Source organism: Flavobacterium sp. 1355 (assembly GCF_017833415.1).
In the GTDB taxonomy this organism is placed as follows: Bacteria; Bacteroidota; Bacteroidia; order Flavobacteriales; family Flavobacteriaceae; genus Flavobacterium.
Genome location: NZ_JAFICC010000015.1, coordinates 1 through 18,924, shown reverse-complemented (window position 1 = coordinate 18,924; position 18,924 = coordinate 1). Strand labels below are relative to the sequence as shown.

The window sequence follows — 18,924 nt, the reverse complement described above, 5'->3', positions numbered from 1 at the left end:
CAATTTAATTTAAGTTTTATTTAAGGTAAACTGCATGTTTAGAGAGGTTTAGAGATTTTGAGAATATTTTGTAAAAAATATTAAAACACTGAATATTTAATAATCAATTGCAAAATATGATACCATAAAGCATTGTGAAAACGTTTTCGAAAAACACATTATTGAATGTTTAATGTCGTTCGTTTAAAAAATATAACCGTTTGTATAATTTATTTTTTTTAACAATACGTTAAGAATAATTTTACCCCATAACTAACAAAATAAATAGACATGAAAAAAATTTTCGTAATCTTTATGATTGTTTTTACAGCGCAAGTTTCGCTTGCTCAGGTAAAAAGCGTCAAAGGTATTATTACAGATTCTGATGGGATGCCGTTGCCAGGGGCATCTGTTGCTGTACAAGGAGGTCAAAAAGGTGCAACTACCGATTTTGACGGACTTTACACAATTGAAGCACAAAAAGGGCAAACATTGGTTTTCAGTTATGTGGGTCTTGAAACACAATCAATAGTTGTAGGAGATGTTGCTACAATTAATGTAAAAATGGGACAAGCGCAATCAAATGCTTTAAATGAAGTTGTTGTAACTTCATTAGGTATTAAGAAAACAAGAAAATCTTTGACTTATGCTGCTCAGGAGCTTAAAGGTGAAGAGTTGACTCGTGTAAAAGATGCTAACGTTATTAATACTATTGCAGGTAAAATTGCCGGTGTTGCAGTAACGAAAAGTTCTGGTGGTACCGGAGGATCTACAAAAGTAGTTATTCGTGGTAACTCATCAATTTCGAATAGTCAGCCTTTATATGTTATTGATGGTATCCCAATGTTGAATTCAGGTTCAGGTCAGCCTAATGATTCATTTGGTAGTTTGGCAGGGGGTAATCGTGACGGAGGTGATGTTATTTCTTTAGTTAATCCTGATGATTATGAAGGTATGACAGTTCTTAAAGGTGCGGCAGCTTCTGTGTTATATGGTTCTCAGGGAGCAAATGGTGTAATTTTGCTGTCATCAAAAAAAGCTAAAAGTGGTAAAGCAAATATTACTGCATCTTCCGTTACTACTTTTGAGGAAGCTGCATATATGCCTAAATTTCAATCAGATTATATAGCTGCACCAGGAGCAGATGAATCTTGGGGCCCAGCAGGAAAGACTAAAGATCATGTTAAGGACTTTTTTAATACAGGAACAACACAAATTACTTCAGTTGGATATTCTCTAGGTTCTGAAAATTCTTCAACTTCATTTTCTTATGCAAATACATCAGCTTCAGGTATTGTACCAGGGAATAGTTTGAAGAAAAATAATTTTGGTATTCGACAAACTGCTAAGTTTTTTGGTGATAAATTAACTTTTACTGCAAATGCAAATTATACAAGTCAAACTATTGCTAATAAACCTGTAAATGGATTTTATTTTAATCCTTTGACTGGTGTTTATTTAATGCCAAGAGGAAATGATTTTAATTATTATAAAAATAATTTCGAGGTGTATAATCCTTCCAGAAATTTAATGGCTCAAAACTGGATGACTAATAGAGATATTATGCAAAATCCATATTGGGCTATTAACAGAAATAAATCTGAAGATAAAAATGACTTTTTTAATGGCGCATTAGCTTTAACATATAAAGCAAATAATTGGTTGAGCATTGCATCAAGATATAGTTATAACAGAGTGACAAGTATTTTTGATAAAAAAATATATGCTACAACACAAGGTACTCTTTCTCATGTAAACGGAAGGTATTATAATGAAAACTCTTTGAGTACACAACGTTATGGTGATTTAATTGCTACAATCAATACAAAATTTGCAACTGATTTTTCTTTCAATGCAAATGTTGGTGCAAGTATCACTAATACAATAACAAATGATAAAACAATTTTAGATTCTGGAATCAGTGGCGGATTAGGTATTGCAAACTGGTTTACACTTCATAATTTTAATAATAATACTGGTAATTATCAAACAGTAGATTCTCAAAGAGAAGTACAATCAGTACTTGCTACAACTACTTTTGGATATAAAGATATGTTGTTCTTAGAGCTTTCAGGAAGAAATGACTGGTCATCTACAGTATCAGACCCATATTTTTATCCATCTGTAGGTTTGACTGCTCTTATTAGCGAAATGACAACATTGCCAGAATGGATTACTTATGGTAAAGTGCGTGGTACATTTGCAAAAGTTGGTAATGATATTTATCCTTTTGTAAGCAATCCAACTTATTACTCTGCTCCTGGAGTTTCAGGAATAAATCCTAAAGTAGGACCAAGACCAGGTGAAAAATTAAAACCGGAGTTAAAATCTGAATTTGAGTTTGGTACAGAATGGAGAATGTTCAATAATAGATTAGGTTTTGAAGTATCTTATTACAATTCTGAAACTAAGAATCAATATTTACAAGTAGTAGCAGGGGTAAATGATCTAGGATATGATTTTTACGGAATAAATGCAGGTAGTATTGAAAATAAAGGTATTGAGGTTGTTTTAAACGGAGGAATTATTAGAGGAGATAAGTTTTCATGGGACACCGCAGTGAATTTTTCTCAAAACAAGAATAAGGTAAAAGAAATCCCTACTGAATTAGGAGGTAGAGTTAATTTAACTGAAGCTGGCGTAAATAGCTATAGATATGCTCTGATTGAAGGTAAGCCTTATGGTGTTATTGAAGGAATCAACTTTAAAAAAGACGGTCAGGGAAGAATTTTAATGAATGATGATGGAACTTTTCAAAAAACTGATTTTGAGGAAGTTGGAAATTCTAATCCAGACTTTATGCTAGGTTTTTCAAATTCATTTAAGTTCGGTTCTTTCTTCGCAAACGTATTGATTGATGGTCGATTTGGCGGAGATGTAATGAGTTTAACGGAAGCACAAAATGATTCTTTTGGAGTTTCAAAAGCTTCAGGTGATGCTAGAAATGCAGGTGGAGTAGCAGTGAATGCAGTTAGAGCTAGTGATGGTGTGGCAGTAACAAATGTATCAGCGCAATCATATTATACACAAGTTGGAGGAAGAGCAGGTATCACTGGTGAATATATTTATGACGCAACAAATGTAAGTGTAAGAGAGGTGTCTATTGGATATAATTTTAATCCTAAAGCTGTACCTTTTATTCAATCTGCTAGTATTTCTTTAATTGCCAGAAACTTATTCTTTATTTACAAAGATGCACCTTTCGATCCAAACATTGCATTAAGTACAGGTCAAGGTTTACAAGGAGTAGATATTTATGGTTTACCATCTACGAGAAGTATCGGTCTTAATTTAAACGTAACTTTCTAAAATTAAAAACATGAAACTAAATAATATAACAAAAGCAGCTGTCTGTTTATCATTGTTGACCACGTTTGGTTGCACAGATAATTTTGAAGAAATTAATACCAATAAACAAGGAATTACACCAGAATTATTGGAGCAGGATTTTAATCATATTAAACAAGGGTTTGGGCCTATATTTAATAATATACAAGTTATCACAGCCAATTTTGAATGGGTGTATCAATTACAACAAAATCTTAATAGTGATATTTGGTCAGGTTATATGGCTACACCTACAGGTTTTGCTGGAGGTGTAAATAATACAACTTACTCGTTGGTTGATGGTTGGAATGGGTTTATATGGGATTATGCATATAAAAATGTAATGTATAATGCAGTTGACATAGAGAAAAAGTCAAAAGGAAAATTTGACCAATTTTATGCCTTATCATTGATTTTGAAAGTAGAAGGAATGCATAGATTAACCGACACTTTTGGTCCTATAATTTATTCTAAATATGGGAATACAATTTCTACAGAATATGACAGTCAGGAGCAAGTTTATAATCAGTTTTTTAATGAGTTAGATATTGCTGTAGCAGATTTAACAAAGAGAGTGGATGATGGGGATACTGGTGAAGCTACTTTTAAAACAACTGATTTATCTGGATACAAAGGAAAATATAAACAATGGGTAAAATTTGCTAATACATTGCGCCTAAGATTAGCGATGCGTATCGTAAAAGTTAATCCGGCATTAGCTAAAATAGAAGCAGAGAAAGCTGTATCCCATAAATTTGGAGTCATGGCATCAAATGCAGATTTGTTTAAAATTGTATCTCCGGTTTATACAAATCCACTTGCAACAATTAGTGGCTCATGGTTAGATATTCGCATGTCTGCTGATATGGAATCTATTATGGGCGGATATGAAGATCCTAGAATAGAAAGCTATTTTGATCCCTCAACTCAGTTTCCAGGTCAGTATAAAGGTGTCCGTACAGGAATTGAAATTGCAGCAAAAGCAGATCACCAGGATTTTTCTGGCTTAGGAGGTGTTGCAAAAACAAATGAAATAGTTTTAATGACTACCGCAGAGGCTTATTTTCTTAGAGCCGAAGGTGCATTAAGAGGCTGGGATATGGGAGGCGATGCCAAAACATTATATGAGCAAGGTATTGCAGCATCATTTGGACAAAGAGATGCATCAGGAGTAGCAGCTTATATTGCTGATGATACAAAATTACCTAAAGCGTATGTTGATCCAAAATTCCCGGTAAATAATTCATCTGCTGTTAATAATGTTACAGTTGCTTGGAATGAAGGTGCTACTAATGAGGTTAAATTGCAAAAAATAATTACTCAAAAATGGATTGCCGGTTTCCCTGAAGGACAGGAAGCTTGGTCAGATTACAGAAGAACGGGCTATCCTAAATTATTTCCTATTCTTAAAAATAATAGTGGTGGAACAATTTCATCTACTTTAGGAGTTCGTCGAATTAATTTCGTTCAATCTGAGAAAGCCAGTAATCAGGCTGGTGTTGATTCAGGTATTGCTAAACTTGGTGGTCCTGACAATGGAGGGACAAGACTTTGGTGGGATGTTGATGCTCCAAATTTCTAAAAAATATCAAAAAATTATAAGATTTTAAGTTTGGTTAGTAAATGGTATAAGTAACACTCGTTGCTTATACCATTTCAAAAACCAAAGGGGTAATTACTACAAAAAAGAAAAAAATGAAAAGTGCTTTAGAAATAAAACCTGATATCAGCTACAAAAGTGCGGGGAAATTTGAAGAAACGAGATTCGAAAAAATCCACAACGAAATCTTCAAGAGTTCTGCAGAGGCTTCCATAATTGTTGCGCAGGAAATTGCTCAGTTAATCAGATCTAAACAAGAAAAAGGAAAATCTTGCGTACTAGGTTTGGCAACAGGTTCTTCTCCTGTAAAAGTATACGAAGAGCTAGTTAGAATGCACAAAGAAGAAGGCTTGAGTTTTAGCAATGTAATCACTTTTAACCTGGATGAATATTATCCGATGTCAAAAGAGAACAATCAGAGCTATCATTATTTCATGCATCAGCATCTTTTTAATCATATTGATATCAATCCCGATAATGTTAATATTCCAGACGGAACAGTTTCTATTGATGAATTAAATCAATACTGTATTGACTACGAAATGAATATTAAACAAGCGGGCGGGCTTGATTTTCAACTTTTAGGAATTGGTCGTACTGGTCACGTAGGTTTTAACGAACCGGGATCGCACATTAATTCAGGTACACGTATTATTACACTGGATCACATTACAAGAGTAGATGCATCATCTGACTTTAATGGTATAGACAACGTACCAAAAAGAGCGATTACAATGGGAGTTTCTACCATTATGCGATCTAAAAGGATTGTATTAATGGCATGGGGACAAAACAAAGCAGACATTATCAAAAGAACGGTTCAGGGAGATATAAGCTCTGAAGTTCCGGCAACATTTTTACAAAACCACCCAAATGCGACTTTCGTTTTAGATCAGTCTGCAGCAGTAGAACTAACTCGTTTTAAAACGCCTTGGTTAGTAGGAGAATGTATTTGGACACAAGAATTAAAAAGCAAAGCGATTGTTTGGTTATGCCAAAAAACAAAACAATCTATATTAAAATTGACAGACCGTGATTATAACAACAACGGAATGTCTGATCTTTTGGCACAAGAAGGTTCAGCTTATGATTTGAACATCAATATGTTCAACGTTTTACAACACACGATTACAGGATGGCCAGGCGGAAAACCAAATACAGATGATTCGCACCGTCCGGAAAGAGCCAATCCGGCTAAAAAAAGAGTAATTCTTTTTAGTCCACACCCAGATGATGATGTCATTTCTATGGGAGGAACTTTTTCAAAATTGATAAAACAAGGTCATGATGTACATGTAGTATATCAAACCTCCGGAAATATAGCCGTTACAGATGACGAAGCATTAAAATTTGCCGAAGTTGGCAGCGATTTTATTGGTGCAGGCGCAGACATTGACTTTAAATCGGTAATTAAATTTTTAAATAATAAATCACAAAACCAAATTGACTCTTTGGAAGTAAGAAAACTAAAAGGACTTATCAGAAGAAGAGAATCTTATGCAGCAACAAGATATATTGGTTTAAAAGATGAAAATACACATTTCCTCGATCTGCCTTTTTATGAGACAGGACAAGTAAAGAAAAATCCTTTAGGTCCGGAAGATATCGCGATCGTAAAAGATATAATTGCAAAAATAAAACCGCATCAGGTATTTGCAGCAGGAGATCTTGCCGATCCTCACGGTACGCATGAAGTTTGCCTGAATGCCATATTTGCTGCAATGGCAGCACTAAAATCAGAAAAATACATGGATGATTGCTGGTTGTGGCTGTACAGAGGTGCATGGCACGAATGGGACATTCACGAAATTGATATGGCAGTACCGTTAAGCCCATCAGAAGTATTACTGAAACGTCATGCCATTTTATACCATCAGTCTCAAAAAGACAGAGTTATGTTCCAGGGGAATGATTCAAGAGAATTTTGGGTAAGGGCAGAAGACCGTAATAAAAATACAGCCATCTTATATGATGATTTAGGTTTAGCTGAATATGAAGCTATAGAAGCCTTCAAACGTTTTGATTATTAAAGTTGTTTTTTAAAACCGATTCGGGTGAGAGCGAATCAATAACAAAAACTCAGATTGTTTTTATAGCGATTAGTGAGGTTCAATAGAAATCATTCTGAGTTTTGTTTTTATCTATTTATTAATGTTATCGCCGATAACATCATTTCAAAAAAATTAAAATGAAATATTTATTTGTCCTACTATTAGCGGGTCTGACATCTGGTGCTCAAATTCAGAAAGAGCAACTAAATCTTATGCCCTGGCCTCAGAGTGTTGTTTTAAACGATGGAAGTTTTGCATTAAATAAAAACTTTAAGGTAAACATTACCGGAAATCCTAATCCAAGAATTTTTGGTGGTGTAACCCGTTTTTTGCGTCGTCTGGATGGCAGAACAGGTATCTTTTTTGAACAGGGTTTCATTACACAACTAAATGAATTTCCAACCGCTCAATTACAAATTAACTGTACCAAAAGCGGAAAAATTGGTTTGTATGAAGACGAAAGTTATCATTTGGACATCAAACAAAATCAAATCACAATAAATGCAACAAGTGATTTAGGAGCTTTGCATGGGCTTGAAACCTTATTGCAGATGTTGCAGAATAACAATAACTCCTTTTATTTTCCGAATTCAAACATTTCAGATTTTCCAAGATTTACCTGGCGAGGCCTGATGATTGATGCTTCGAGACATTTTCAGCCGGTTGATGTTATCAAAAGAAATATTGATGCATTGGCAGCTACGAAAATGAATGTTTTTCATTGGCATTTAGTAGATGACCAGGGATGGAGAATTGAAATGAAAAAACATCCTAAATTAATCGAATTAGCTTCGGATGGATTATATTATACACAAGAAGAAATCAAAAACATTGTAAAATATGCTGATGAGCGTGGTATTTTAATAGTACCCGAAATAGATGTTCCCGGTCATGGATCGGCCATTTTAACAGCTTATCCTGAAATTGGCAGTAAAGTAATTACGCTTACTGGCGGAACATCAGAAAAAAATATTCAGGGAACTGCAATTGCAACCTATGGAATTGAAAGAAATGCAGGTATTTTTTCGCCAACATTAGATCCTTCAAATCCTAAAACCTATCAATTATTAAGTGAATTTTTTGACGAAGTGTGCCCATTATTTCCCGGGTCTTATTTTCATATCGGGGGAGATGAAAACGAAGGGAAAGACTGGGACGCAAATCCTAAAATTCAGGAATTTAAAAAGAAGCATAACTTAGCGACCAATCATGAATTGCAGACTTATTTTACCATGCAATTGGTTCCAATGCTAAATAAACACGGAAAGCAATTAATGGGCTGGGAAGAAATTTTGACAAAAAACATGTCAAAAGAAGCCATCATTCATTCGTGGAGAGGACCAAATGAGGGTGTAATAGCCGGACAGTCATTGGTAGATGCAGTTAAAAAAGGATACAAAACAGTTCTTTCAAACGGTTATTATATCGATTTAATGTATCCTGTAGAAAGTCATTATCTAAATGATCCGATGCCAAAAGATGCTTCGCTCACTGCAGAAGAAAAAGCAAGGATTCTGGGAGGAGAAGCAACAATGTGGACAGAACTTGCAACTCCGACAACTATAGATTCGAGAGTTTGGCCAAGAACGGCTGCCATTGCAGAAAGACTTTGGTCGGCGGAAACTGTTACCGATGTTGCCAATATGAGAAAACGCCTGGAAGTTATGTCTTTTAGATTAGAAGAACTTGGGCTGACACATATTCGTAACAAAGAAGTTATATTGAGAAATATCTCTAATAATCAGAATACAAGTTCATTAAACGAATTTTCTAATGTTTGTGAACCATTAAAAGGATATACACGAAATAAAAACGGAACGGAATATCAGATGTATTCTCCGTTTACTCTTTTTGCAGACGCCTGTACACCAGATGCTGAGGATGCTTTGGCTTTTGATAGTGCTGTTAGTCAATATTTGACAAATAAATCAGCAGAAAATAAAACTAGGGTTGCCGCTTTTTTCAACAAATGGATTGCGGTCAATAAAGGTTTAAATGAGTTAAGTGCAAATGCACCTTTGGTACAGCCAATCCTGCCTTTGTCAAAAAAATTAAATGATGTTTCAGAACAGTTGTTACTTGTTTTGGAGAACAAATCAACACTTAAAACAGACGATTTAAAAGCCCTGGTTGAACAATGCAATACAAAAGATCATGCAGATGTTGAGCTGGCAGTTTACAAAAGCTTGTTGAAATTAATATAAAAATTTGGTTTGAATTAGTAATTGAGAGTTTAAGTTACCAGATTGTTTTAGTTATCTCTGCCGGGATTTTTCCGGTAGAGATAATTATGGTAAACCAGAAACAAAATACTTTTTCAGACTTAAAAAAATAACCTTAAAAATATTATTAACCTTTAAAAACCAAATAAAAGAATAACACAAAAACATGACAAAAAAGTAGAATACCAGATTGATGAGTTGCCCCCAAATTTATCTTTTTTATTTATACTTAATTTTTTAAAAGAAGTTATACATAAATATCAATCAATACTATTGACTAATGATTATGGTAGAAATCAGTAATAGTAATATTTATTTATAGAAAGTGAATCGAATTAATTTTCCAACAGCTGTAAGTTTCCATTTGCAGTTGATTGAATCCCGGTTGTTGTTTTACATACTGATCGTCAGTATGTAATTTATAATGATTGGAATATTTTTTTCTATTAACCAATATTTATTAATTATGAAACATTATTACAGATTGCTTTTATTGTTACTGTTTCCCCTGCTCGCCATGGCTCAACCAGCTCATGGTAAAAAAGTAGTAGGGTATTATGCGCAATGGTCTATTTATGCCCGGGATTTCAATGTTCCGAAAATAGACGGAAGTAAAATTACGCATTTGAATTATTCTTTTTATGGAACAACTTTTGATCCTGCCCATCCGGAGAATACAAAACTCCATTGTTTGGATACCTATGCCGACTTTGAGCATATGGAAGGCGGAATTCCGTGGGATGCTCCTGTAAAAGGGAACTTTTATGACTTGAAAAAGTTAAAAGAAAAGTATCCGCATCTAAAAATTTTAATTTCTGTTGGAGGATGGACAAAAGGCCAGGACCTTTCTCCAATTGCGGCTAGTCCTGTCGCAAGAGCTGCTTTGGCTGCAGACATGGCAAACTTCATTACAACTTATCCTTTTATTGACGGATTTGACATTGACTGGGAATATCCTCTTTCGGGAGGAACAGACGGTACCGAAGTAATTAACGGAGCGCCAATTCCTCCACAAAAATACAGCCCGGACGACAACAAAAATTTAGTGTATTTATTGAAAGCAATGCGTCAGGCAATGCCAAATAAATTAGTGACTATTGCTGCCGGAAACAATGTTAGAAAAGTGGCTCAGCAATATTTAGGGCCATCAAACAGATCACAATACGGAATGACAGAAGATATTTCGACTTATTGTGATTACATTACTTATTTTGGATATGATTTTGGTGGAAACTGGTATGATAAAACATGCTACAATGCTCCATTATATGCAAGTGGAAACACAAACGATCCGCTTTATGGCGCAACACAATCAGAATCATTAGACGAATTAACGAATCAATATTTGAACGTTGTTGGTTTTCCTGCGAATAAATTAATCATGGGATTGCCTTTTTACGGAAAAAAATTCGATAATGTTGCCAATAACGGAACCAATCCAAATTTACCTGGATTATTCGTTGCTGCGCCACGATATATCGTTTCGGGATGTACAAACCCGCAAAATCCAACAGGAACCTGGGATGGTCCCGCAGCCTGTGAAAAATCAGGAAGTATCGAAATTTGCGATTTGGTCGGAAATCCGGTTACAAATTCACATCCTTACCTAGATCCAAGTACAATGTTGGTTACTCCAACTGCAGCTTCTGCAGGCTGGGTACGCTATTTTGATAATACAACAAAAGTTCCTTATTTATACAATGCTACTCTAAAACAGTTTATTTCTTATGAAGATAAGCAATCGATGGATTTAAAAGTGCAGTATATTAAATCGAGAAATCTTGCCGGAGGTATGGTTTGGGAATTATCTCAGGATACAAGAGGTTCAATTCCAAACTCATTATTAAATCAGGTTGATACATCATTTGGCAGCGTAGTTCCGGGAGCAGTAAGTATTTCGGGTTCTGCAAAAAGCGGATTAGCTTTAGTTACAAATGTTACAGTTGAATTAAGAGATGCTGCAAATGCCATACTACAAACTGTAGTTTCTGCAACAGGTAATTTCACATTTAGTAATTTACCTTCCGGACAGACCTATAAAGTAACGGCATTAAAAGCAACGTATACTTTTACTCCGGTAACGTTAACCAATGTAACAACGAACCAAACGGCAGTTGTTATTAACGGAACACAGCCTTTATACACAGTAAGCGGAACTGTTCTTAATGGAGCAACAGGAGTTTCTGGCGTAACGGTTACAGCAACCTCAGGAGCTACAGTTTTAACTGCAGTTTCTAATGCAAGCGGGGTTTACAGCATTGCAGGTTTAACAGCCGGGCTTAACTTTACAGTTACAGCTGCAAAAACAGGATTCTCTTATACACCAACTTCAACAGTTTATAACGCAATTGATGCCAACAAAACGTTGAATTTTGCTCAGGGTGCACCAGTTGTTTATTACACAGTAAGCGGAACTGTTTTAAACAATACAACTCCGGTTTCTGGCGTAACAGTAACGGCAACATCAACAACCGGAACTTTTACAGCAACTACAAATTCAAGCGGAGTGTATTCAATAGCTAATTTGCCTGCAGGCGGAAATTATACCGTAACAGCAGCTTTAGCCGGGCAAACATTTACTCCTGCTTCTACAGTTTATACAAACCTTACAGCAAACAAAACATTAAACTTTGCGCAAGATGTAATTGTAGTTCCTTCAAGTAAAATTAGCGGAACAGTTAAAAACGGATCAACTCCGGTTGCAGGCGCAAAAGTGGAAATTGTTTTACCCTGGACAGACAGTACACACAACTGGAAAAGCGTAATTGCTATAACAGATGCACAAGGAAAATACAGCTTTGATAATTCGGTTGTAGCAGGTTACACAACCGTTACAAGCTTAAAATTAAATAGTTGGGAAAACGGAGAAACAGCTTATTTTCCAAACAATCTGGCAAACTTTGCAGTTCCTGCAAACCCAACAGTTTACAATTTTAATACGAGTTCTACAGCAAAATCAGCATTGGCTGCAGCCGTAAATTTAATCAGCGGAACAGTTAAAAACGGAACAACTCCGGTTGCTGGTGCAAAAGTAGAAATAGTGTTGCCCTGGACAGACAACACCCACAACTGGAAAAGCGTTTTGGCAACAACAGATGCCTCAGGAAATTATACTTTTGATAATTCAGTTGTAGCAGGTTATACGCAAATTTTAAGTCTAAAACTAAATTCATGGGAAAATGGTGAAGTGACTTATTATCCAAATAACTTAACCAACTTTGCAGTTCCAACAACTCCAACGATTTATAATTTTAACAGACAAGCGGTGGTTGCGACCAAGCCAGTGGTTACTATTACAGCGCCAACAGCTTCGGCGATTGCTATAAATTTAGGATCAGCAATTAATTTTGTTGCAAGTGTTGGCTTAAGCGCTGCGGATGCGACTACAATCTCATCTGTTGTGTTTAGTTTAGATGGACAAAGCCTGAGTGCTGCCAATTCTTCCGGAACTTATACAGCGGTTTGGACACCAGCAGCAAATCAGTTTTCGCTTCCTCATACGTTAACGGTTACGGCTACTGCATCAAACGGAACAACAGAATCAAAAACATATAGTTTTACATTAAGTTGTTCAGGTGCAAATTGCCCAAATTCATTGCCGGTAATTACATGGAATTCACCATCGAATACTACTGTAACCCAAAGTTCTTTTCAGGTTGTGCCAATTTCAGTTACAGCCGTTGATAGTAACGGATCAGTTTCAGGTGTTACTATTACAATAAATGGAGGTACATTTAACATGACAGCAGGTACAAATAATACATACACGTATAATTTTACACCATCTGCTTATCAGGATTATCCAGTTGTAATCAAAGCAACCGATAATCAATCTGGTGTAACTACATTAAACAATACAATTAAAATTGCTCCGGTAAGCACTAACAGATTCATTCCGCTTCCATCTAAAATTATTTTAGGATATGCCCATTCCTGGGAAAATGCAGGTGCTCCATTTTTATATTTTTCTCAAATGGTGGGAAGTAAGTTTAACGTAGTTGATTATTCTTTCGTAGAAACAGTTAATCGTGATGGTTATACGCCAGTATTAACTACAAATGACAACAGATACCTGACCAATGGTGTTTTCAATAAGCAATTGTTAAAAAATGATATAAAATCCTTAAGAGATAGCGGCGTTCCTGTTATTGTCTCTATCGGAGGTCAAAATGGACATGTTGTTTTGGACAATGTAGCTCAAAAAAATATTTTTGTTAATGGTCTGAAAGCCATTATTGATGAGTATCAATTTGATGGAGTTGATATTGATTTTGAAGGCGGATCGATGAATTTTAATGCAGGAGGCTTAAGAGATATTTCTTATACAGGTATTTCTGCTTATCCAAGATTAAAAAACGTAGTAGACGCTTTCAAAGAATTAAAAGCTTACTATGGCCCTGGATTTTTATTAACTGCAGCTCCGGAAACACAATACGTACAAGGTGGATATTCTACCTATACGGATACTTTTGGTTCCTTCCTGCCAATCATTCAAAACTTGCGTAATGAATTGGATTTGTTAGCGGTACAATTGTATAATACAGGAGGAGAAAACGGATTAGATGGCCAATATTATGGTTCAGCTAAGAAATCAAACATGGTAACAGCCCTGACTGATATGGTGATAAAAGGATATAACATTGCTACAACAGGAATGCATTTTGATGGTTTACCGCCCTCAAAAGTTCTTATTGCTTTGCCAGCTTGTCCAAGTGCAGCAGGCAGCGGTTATTTAACACCGACAGAAGGAATTAATGCTATGCATTATTTAAGAACCGGAACCACTTTTTCTGGAAGAACATACACTATGCAGCCAGGCGGACCATATCCTTCTTTAAGAGGTTTAATGACCTGGTCTGTAAACTGGGATGCATCTTCTTGTGGTAATTCATCTGAATTGTCTAAAGCTTATGCGGCATATTTTGCATCACAGTCAGCAGCAAAAACATTATCTCTTGACAAAATTGAAGCGAAAAGCACCACAATAGCTTATTTTAAAAATGATGCTTTATCGGTTACAAATGATACAGACGATATCACTCAGGTAGATGTGTTCAATACAATCGGACAGCCATTAGTGAACTATAAAAATGTTCAGAATAATAAAGAAGTACTGATTCAGAATCACAGTTTTTCTAAGAAACAAATGTTTATAGTAATTGTGACAGACAAATCAGGAAACAAAAAATCATTCAAAGTAATGAACTTCTTAAACTAAGAGTATAACTTAAGAATGAAAAACCTAGAAATAAAAAAAATGGGATGGTTAAAATTGAGTTTGGTTATTTATGTTTTAATCTAATTTTTATTTCGAATAAATGCTGCGAATTTAAGTGATTTGTTATTTGGTTTTCACCTAGAGGAGCGCATTATGAACCCGGCAATTTAATTGTCGGGTTTTTTTATGGTTTTAACCCGAAGTAAAAGATCAAGCTTGTCATCTCCACGGAGGATAGATCACAATAGCTAATCGACAAAGATTGGCGAATTTCATTGCGGAGTTTCGTGTGTGATCTCTCCTCCGTCGAGATGACAAAATTGCGAGTAAATCCGCGGTAATCCGTGTCTTTGCAAAGCAAATCCGCGTCATCCGCGTTCAACCAGCAAGCTTACGAACTTTGCGGTTAAAAAAAGAAAGCCAATTCTATTTCTGATATTCAAAAAACAGAATAATATTTTTTCAGGAGCTATTTCCTGCTATCCGTTTCAATCTTTTGTTCCATTTCATTTCACAAAAGGATTTCCACTTCTATCAGGGCTAGGGCTTTACGTTTCATCAGAAAGTGTGATATATTTTCAGGTAGGTTTGTCATCCTGAGCGGAGTCGAAGAAACGATAGTGGCTCTACAAAGATTAGCGATTTTCTGTGCGGAGTTTCTTGTGTTTCCTTCGACTTCGCTCAGACTGACATAAAATACGAGTAAAAATGCGATAAAAAATCCGCAATAATCCGTGTCTTTGCAAAGCAAATCCGTGTCATCCGCGTTCAACCAGCAAGCTTACGAACTTTGCGGTTAAAAAAAGAAAAGCCAATTCTATTTCTGATATTCAAAAAACAGAATAATATTTTTTTTCAGGAGCTATTTCCTGCTATCCGTTTCAATCTTTTGTTCCATTTCATTTCACAAAAGGATTTCCACTTCTATCAGGGCTAGGGCTTTACGTTTAATCAGAAAGTGTAATATATTTTCAGGTAGGTTTGTCATCCTGAGCGGAGTCGAAGAAACGATAGTGGCTCTACAAAGATTAGCGATTTTCTGTGCGGAGTTTCTTGTGTTTCCTTCTCCCGAGGCTTCGGGACGCTCAGACTGACATAAAATGCGAGTAAAATTGCGATAAAAAAACCGCAATAATCCGTGTCTTTGCAAAGCAAATCCGCGTCATCCGCGTTCTACCGACAAGCTTTGCGAACCTGGCGTAAACCTTACCACTCTTCGCGGTTAAAAAAAAATAGCTACTTTTGAATTTCAATAAAATCAAAAATGCAAAAAGCAATCAACATACTTCTTTTCCTAATCTTCACATCAGGTTTCGCCCAGACCAAATTCGGAAAACCCGAAGTTAATCCGATTCAAATTCAAAAAACTTTCAGTGAGTGGTCTGCTTATCAAAGTAAAAATATAATGCTTTCGCGCGATTTTACGCCGCTTGGTCTTGCTTCAGAAGAAATTTCAGAAGAAGCATTTTTGGATAAGCTTGCAAACGGAAATTTTATTCCGGTTAGGCTAAAATCTGAGAATGGCGTATATGTTTACAAACTTTTCAAAATTTTGCCCAAAACAGATACCAGTATAAAAGCAACCATCAATCAGATTGGTTTTGATGCCTATAAAAATTTCAAGATGGAAGGAACTGCTTTTCCTTCATTTTCATTTAAAGATCTAGACGGAAATCCGGTTACGAATGAATCCATGAAAGGAAAAATTATCGTAATAAAATGCTGGTACATTCACTGCACACCATGTATTAGGGAATTTCCACAGGTCAATAAACTTACAGAAGAATACAAAGACCGAAAAGATATTGTTTTTATGAGTTTGGCCGAAGATTCAGCAGAACAATTAAAAACGTTTTTGGTGCGAAAGCCACTGTCTTATTCCGTCATTCCGGATATGAAGATTTATATGAATGAAGCTTTGCAGTTAAATTCATTTCCAACGCATTTCATTCTAAATAAAGAAGGCTTGATATCTAAAGTGCTGCCAAACTTCGAAAGTTTAGAAGTAGCTTTGGCTAAGGAAAGTAAATTGTAGTTGAATTAATCTCGCTAAGGCATAAGAGCGCAAAATAACCTCATTTTTTGTCATTTCGACGAAGGAGACTCGAGCGATAGCGACTGGCGAAGCAAATCACACGCGGGATTCGACAAAGATTGGCGAGATTCTGTGCGGAGTTTCTAGTGTGATTTCTCCTTCGTCGAAATGACAAGGGGTAATAGTCAACTTGTGAAACAAAACTTGCGCCTCTGCAAGAAAATCCACGTTTGAACAAAAAAAACTTAGAACCTCAGCACCTTTGCAACTTAGAACCTTTTTCCGTACTTTTGCACCAAATTAATTAAAAAGACATTCATGTTAACAGTCAATAATTTATCAGTTCAATTTGGCAAACGAATTTTGTTTGACGAAGTAAATACCACATTCACTCACGGAAATATTTACGGCGTTATTGGAGCCAATGGTGCTGGAAAATCTACATTTCTAAAAATCATTTCCGGCGATATGGACCCGACTTCCGGGCACATTCATTTAGAACCGGGAAAACGTATGTCGGTTTTAAACCAAAATCACAACATGTTCGATGAGCATACTGTTTTGGAAACCGTTTTAATGGGAAATAAAGTTCTGTACGCTGTTAAAAAAGAAATGGATGAACTTTATTTAGATTACAACGATAAAAATGCCGACAGAATAGGGGAGCTTCAGGTTCAGTTTGAAGAAATGAACGGGTGGAACGCCGACTCAGACGCTGCAGCAATGTTATCAAACTTAGGAATTAACGAAGAGCATCATTATACCTTAATGGGCGATATGGAGGGAAAAATGAAAGTTCGTGTGCTTTTGGCACAGGCGCTTTTCGGAAACCCTGATTTGCTTATTATGGATGAGCCTACCAACGATTTGGATTTTGAGACCATTGCCTGGTTAGAAAATTTCCTTGCAAATTATGAAAATACCGTAATCGTAGTATCTCACGACCGTCACTTTTTAGATGCAGTTTGTACACATATTTCTGATATCGATTTTGGAAAAATCAATCACTATTCAGGAAACTATACTTTCTGGTACGAGTCAAGCCAGTTAGCAGCAAAACAGCGTGCACAGCAAAACAAAAAAGCAGAAGAGAAGAAACAGGAGCTGGAAGAATTTATTCGTCGTTTTAGTGCAAACGTTGCAAAATCTAAGCAGGCAACTTCTCGTAAAAAAATGATTTCTAAATTGAATATTTCAGAAATCAAACCTTCCAGCCGTCGTTATCCGGCGATTATCTTCGATCAGGATCGTGAAGCAGGAGACCAGATTCTAAATGTAGAAGGTTTAGCAGCTTCTGTAGATGGTGAAATCTTATTTAAAGACGTTCATTTGAATATGGCAAAAGGCGATAAAATCGTTCTTTTCTCCAAAGACTCGCGTGCTACAACAGCTTTCTACGAGATTTTAAACAACAACCAAAAAGCAGATGCCGGAACTTTTGACTGGGGTATTACAACCAATCAGGCTTATCTTCCTGCAGAAAACCATTCTTTTTTCGAAAATGATTTAACATTAGTAGACTGGTTACGCCAATATGCTAAGACAGAAGAAGAACGTGATGAGGTATTTATTAGAGGTTTCTTAGGAAAAATGATTTTCTCAGGAGAAGAAGCACTTAAAACAAGCAGGGTTTTATCCGGAGGAGAAAAAGTACGTTGTATGTTGTCCAGAATGATGATGGAGCGTGCTAATGTTTTAATGCTTGATGAACCAACAAATCACTTAGATTTGGAGTCTATTACAGCGTTTAACAATTCATTGAAAAACTTTAAAGGTTCTGTAATTTTTACTACACATGACCATGAGTTTGCACAAACAGTTGGTAACAGAATCGTAGAATTGACACCAAACGGAGTAATCGATCGTTACATGACATTTGACGAATATCTTGATGATGAAAAAATTCAGGAACAAAGAAAAAAGATGTATAATCTTTAATAATAAAAATTAAAATATTAAAAAACCCAAATTCCAATTAAAATAGAATTTGGGTTTTTTTATGTTTTTTATTTCCTGAAAAACCTGGCAAAGATCCAGATTACTATTGCGATGATTAAAACGACAATAAAAATTCCGACACCCACTCCGGCTTGAAAAATGTCTCCTACTAGTTCGCAGCTTGTAAATGAAAATAGTATTACGAATACCATTAACATACGTGTAATTTTATTTTGCATGATGTTGAGTTTTATATTCAATAATAAAATTACTGCAGCACTATAAAAAATGTCTTATACAATTTGGGTCAAAAGTTCTATGATTTATATAAAATTCAAATTAAGAATATTAAAGATATTCAAAAGAGCCATCGGCTCGATTAATATTGTAGGGCTGGATTTTAATCCAGTTAAATATGAGAAATGAAAGAGCCATCGGCTCGATTAATATTGTAGGGCAGGATTTTAATCCAGTTAAATATGAGAAATGAAAGAGCCATCGGCTCGATTAATATATTGTAGGGCTGGATTTTAATCCAGTTAAATATGAGAAAT

8 protein-coding genes are annotated in these 18,924 nt (G+C 35.6%); 7 read left to right on the top strand and 1 reads right to left on the bottom strand.

What is annotated here, in order from left to right; genetic code table 11:
• The first annotated feature begins 270 nt into the window (after positions 1 to 270).
• The 7 genes from JOD96_RS18385 (at position 271) to JOD96_RS18355 (ending at position 18,370) form a co-directional block, all read left to right on the top strand.
• Entirely contained in the window at positions 271 to 3,288 is a 3,018-nt protein-coding gene (locus JOD96_RS18385) for a SusC/RagA family TonB-linked outer membrane protein (protein WP_209565688.1), read from the top strand.
• Between the two features lie 10 nt (positions 3,289 to 3,298).
• Entirely contained in the window at positions 3,299 to 4,888 is a 1,590-nt protein-coding gene (locus JOD96_RS18380; protein ID WP_209565687.1) for a RagB/SusD family nutrient uptake outer membrane protein, read from the top strand.
• A gap of 113 nt (positions 4,889 to 5,001) precedes the next feature.
• A complete protein-coding gene (nagB, locus tag JOD96_RS18375) occupies positions 5,002 to 6,936 on the top strand; it encodes a glucosamine-6-phosphate deaminase (RefSeq protein WP_209565686.1) in 1,935 nt (644 codons plus the stop codon).
• Between the two features lie 158 nt (positions 6,937 to 7,094).
• Positions 7,095 to 9,161, top strand: coding sequence for a beta-N-acetylhexosaminidase (locus JOD96_RS18370; protein ID WP_209565685.1), 2,067 nt, complete (start codon positions 7,095 to 7,097; stop codon positions 9,159 to 9,161).
• Positions 9,162 to 9,645: 484 nt separating this feature from the next.
• Complete coding sequence (chiA, locus tag JOD96_RS18365) at positions 9,646 to 14,397, top strand: T9SS-translocated chitinase ChiA (protein WP_209565684.1); 4,752 nt, start codon at positions 9,646 to 9,648, stop codon at positions 14,395 to 14,397.
• A gap of 1,264 nt (positions 14,398 to 15,661) precedes the next feature.
• Positions 15,662 to 16,432, top strand: a complete 771-nt coding sequence (locus tag JOD96_RS18360; protein WP_209565683.1) for a TlpA family protein disulfide reductase — start codon at positions 15,662 to 15,664, stop codon at positions 16,430 to 16,432.
• Between the two features lie 318 nt (positions 16,433 to 16,750).
• On the top strand, positions 16,751 to 18,370 hold the full coding sequence (locus JOD96_RS18355) for an ABC-F family ATP-binding cassette domain-containing protein (RefSeq protein WP_209565682.1): 1,620 nt from the start codon (positions 16,751 to 16,753) through the stop codon (positions 18,368 to 18,370).
• Positions 18,371 to 18,438: 68 nt separating this feature from the next.
• On the opposite strand, the gene JOD96_RS18350 is transcribed toward JOD96_RS18355, so the two are convergent.
• The gene (locus JOD96_RS18350) at positions 18,439 to 18,609 is read right to left on the bottom strand and encodes a hypothetical protein (RefSeq protein ID WP_209565681.1); all 171 of its coding nucleotides are present in this window, start codon (positions 18,607 to 18,609) and stop codon (positions 18,439 to 18,441) included.
• Between the last annotated feature and the right edge of the window lie 315 nt (positions 18,610 to 18,924).